At 42.6% G+C, this 2,047-nt stretch carries 4 protein-coding genes and 3 tRNA genes; all 7 read right to left on the bottom strand.

Annotated elements, in window-relative coordinates; genetic code table 11:
• Positions 1-277 (bottom strand): NusA N-terminal domain-containing protein (locus J671_RS24585; RefSeq protein WP_031983772.1); only part of this gene is annotated, 277 nt, incomplete at its 3' end.
• A gap of 37 nt (positions 278-314) precedes the next feature.
• Positions 315-839 carry a ribosome maturation factor RimP gene (rimP, locus tag J671_RS24580; protein ID WP_002157009.1) on the bottom strand — a complete coding sequence of 175 codons (525 nt, stop codon included), beginning with the start codon at positions 837-839 and terminating at the stop codon, positions 315-317.
• Between the two features lie 215 nt (positions 840-1,054).
• Positions 1,055-1,131: transfer RNA gene (locus J671_RS24575), tRNA-Met, on the bottom strand.
• Between the two features lie 88 nt (positions 1,132-1,219).
• Positions 1,220-1,296: transfer RNA gene (locus J671_RS24570), tRNA-Met, on the bottom strand.
• 38 nt (positions 1,297-1,334) lie between these two features.
• Positions 1,335-1,419, bottom strand: a tRNA-Leu gene (locus J671_RS24565).
• 56 nt (positions 1,420-1,475) lie between these two features.
• A complete protein-coding gene (gene secG / locus J671_RS24560) occupies positions 1,476-1,805 on the bottom strand; it encodes a preprotein translocase subunit SecG (RefSeq protein WP_002156913.1) in 330 nt (109 codons plus the stop codon).
• Between the two features lie 12 nt (positions 1,806-1,817).
• On the bottom strand, positions 1,818-2,047 hold a 230-nt coding region (locus tag J671_RS24555; RefSeq protein WP_031983771.1), incomplete at its 5' end, for a triose-phosphate isomerase.

The following is a 2,047-nucleotide window of genomic DNA, read 5'->3' as shown; positions in this document are numbered from 1 at the left end:
ACCATTTCGATGGATCAACATCAGAGATCGCATCTTGGCAAGCTGGCATTTCGTGATCTTCATCCGCCACTACAGTCCATTGACGGAATGTACGGTAATCACCAGTTTTACGATCAATCTCTACACGAAGCTGAGCTTCTTCAGCATGCGTACCTTCGTAAAATCTTTTCTTCGTTGCAGCAACTAGAGCTTGTTCTAAAGCCTCGAAGATCGCTTCACGACTAACACCTTTTTCATTACTAACCGTTTCTACAACGGTAAGAATTTCGCGGCCCATAAGTCACCTACCGATTTCTTATATAATTTAAATAAATTTAATCTTGATAGATCAAGTTTGCTTTATCGATATTGTTGCTGTCGATATCAAGCACATGCTTTCCTTCAACTTCAACCTTAATCTCTTCATTTTCAAGGTCTACAGCAAGGAGTTTTGCTTGAAATTTACGGCGATTTTCTACTGCTGCAATTAAACGCAAAGCAACTTGTTGTCCAATATAGCTTTGCAACTGTTCGAGTTGAAAAAAAGGGCGATCCCAACCTGGTGAAGAAACTTCTAAAGAATATTCACCTGAAATCGGATCATGAACATCCAACATCGCGCCGACTTGTTGTGTAACACGTACACAATCTTGTACGCCAATACCACGACCTTGTTCTACTTCACCATCTTCATTAATCACTGGTTCAGCGTTTTCATCAACCGGTCTATCGATATAAATACGCAATAATGAACGTTTACCTTGTGGAAGGAATTCGATTCCCCACAGGTCAACACCACATGCCTGCACTGCTGGAGCAATCATGTCATACAATGCTTGGGATTTATTTGATAATTTCATTTACTCTCGTCATTCTCGTGCGATTCAATCGGTTGTTTTAACCGACACAGACCTACTATAGTGAAGCATGACTATTTGACCAATTGATGTCGACACTACACGATAGCGATACGATAACCAATAAAAAAGGGCGTTAATCGCCCCTATGTAGCACAGAAAACAATAGTCCACTGTGCAAAAAGGCCCACCTGTCTGTGAGCCTCTTTTAAGAAACTTGGTAGCGGGAGCTGGATTTGAACCAACGACCTTCGGGTTATGAGCCCGACGAGCTACCAGACTGCTCCATCCCGCATCAACGTGCAAAAATTATATACAAATATCGAAAAAAGTCAATGTAAACTTTACAATATTCGCTTGATTAAGTTGCACCTTAATCAAATTGGTAGCGGGAGCTGGATTTGAACCAACGACCTTCGGGTTATGAGCCCGACGAGCTACCAGACTGCTCCATCCCGCATCAATAAACTGCTTGCACTCAACTTTCTGGTTCAAAGTTGGTGCGGAAGGGGGGACTTGAACCCCCACGCCCGAAGGCACTACCACCTCAAGGTAGCGTGTCTACCAATTCCACCACCACCGCAGCTTGTGGGACGCATTCTAGTCCTTCCAACTGCAAAAGGAAAGCCCTATTTCGAATTATTGACCCGTTTTTGGTGCATTTGGTGAAGTTTCAGGCGATGTTGTTTGAGCTGGTGCTGTTGTTTGTACAGTTTTCAAACTATATGCCTCTGTAGTCTGTTTTTTTGCAAAAACAGCAAGAGTCAAACTCGTTACAAAAAACAATGCAGTTAAAACAGCAGTCAGGCGAGTAAGGAAGTTACCCGAACCAGATGCACCAAATACAGTTGCTGCACCGCCACCACCAAAAGAAGCACCAGCATCTGCGCCTTTACCATGTTGCACTAAAATCAATGCAATCATCAGTACAGCTAAAATAATATGTACAACAAGTACAAAAGAGTGCATACCCTATCCTCGTTATTTGCTTTGCGCGAAGGCTTGTACAATTTGATAAAAAGATGCTGCATTTAATGAAGCACCACCCACCAACGCACCATTAATATCTGGACATGCAGCTAATTCAACAGCATTTTCAGCTTTTACACTACCACCATATAAAATAGCAATACTTGAACCCGCTGAAGTAAGCTGGCATAAGCCTTCACGAATTTTAGCGTGCATTGCTTGCGCATCTTGTGGTGAAGCTG

Source organism: Acinetobacter sp. 1130196, assembly GCF_000588095.1.
GTDB classification, from domain to species: domain Bacteria; phylum Pseudomonadota; class Gammaproteobacteria; order Pseudomonadales; family Moraxellaceae; genus Acinetobacter; species Acinetobacter nosocomialis.
The sequence above is the reverse complement of the archived record's forward strand: the minus strand, read 5'-3'. Positions and strand labels throughout refer to the sequence as shown.